This window comes from Sulfitobacter sp. 15WGC, from assembly GCF_005068605.1.
Taxonomy (GTDB): Bacteria; Pseudomonadota; Alphaproteobacteria; order Rhodobacterales; family Rhodobacteraceae; genus Sulfitobacter; species Sulfitobacter faviae.
The window spans coordinates 1-696 of the sequence record NZ_SZNL01000066.1 but is presented as its reverse complement, the minus strand read 5'-3'; the positions used below and the strand labels follow the sequence as shown (position 1 = coordinate 696).

Here is a 696-nt window from a genome sequence, read left to right as displayed (position 1 = left end):
TAAAATACCGCTTCTCATCAGTATATTTGACGGCCAGTTCGCGTGTGGTCAGCGCCTCATGTTCCAGCGCAAACTCGATCAGATCATCCCGCCGGTCCTGCGGAATACGGTTCCAGACCGACTTCGGCCGAGGCGCGCGGTCCGCCAATGCATCAAGGCCGCCTTCGACGTAGCGGTCATACCATCGGTAAAATGTCGTGCGCGGGATACCCAGCATATCAAGGGTCATTTTTGTGGGCAGGTGTGATCCCTCAACCGTGCGAATGATCTCAAGCTTCTCGGTTGCTGGATACCTCATTCCTCGAACTCCCCAGCCCCTGTCATGCTTTTTTTTGAGCAGGCGGTTCTCAAGGGTTAGATCAGCCACGCATTCTTTCAGAGCCATGGCCTCGGATCGCAGATCCTTCACCTCAGGCGATGTCGCCTGACGCGCTGTGTCGCCGGAAAGGCGACGCTTTCCAGCCTCAAGGAATTCCTTCGACCAAGTATAATACAGGCTGTCAGAGATACCCTCGCGGCGACATAACGCCGAGATGCTTTCCTCCCCGCGCAATCCGGCCAAAACAATGCGGATCTTCTCCTCCGCCGAGTAGGTCTGGCGGGTCTTGCGGCGGATCTTTTTGACCAGCTTGTCAGCTGCGTCTTTCGATGTTCCGGGCTTCTTGTTCATCTTCGCTCCTTAAAGGCTACGATGAA

1 protein-coding gene is annotated in these 696 nt (G+C 55.5%); it reads right to left on the bottom strand.

What is annotated here, in order from left to right:
- Positions 1-670: transposase (locus tag FCK22_RS17990; protein ID WP_169306124.1), on the bottom strand; the 670-nt coding region annotated here is incomplete at its 3' end.
- Between the last annotated feature and the right edge of the window lie 26 nt (positions 671-696).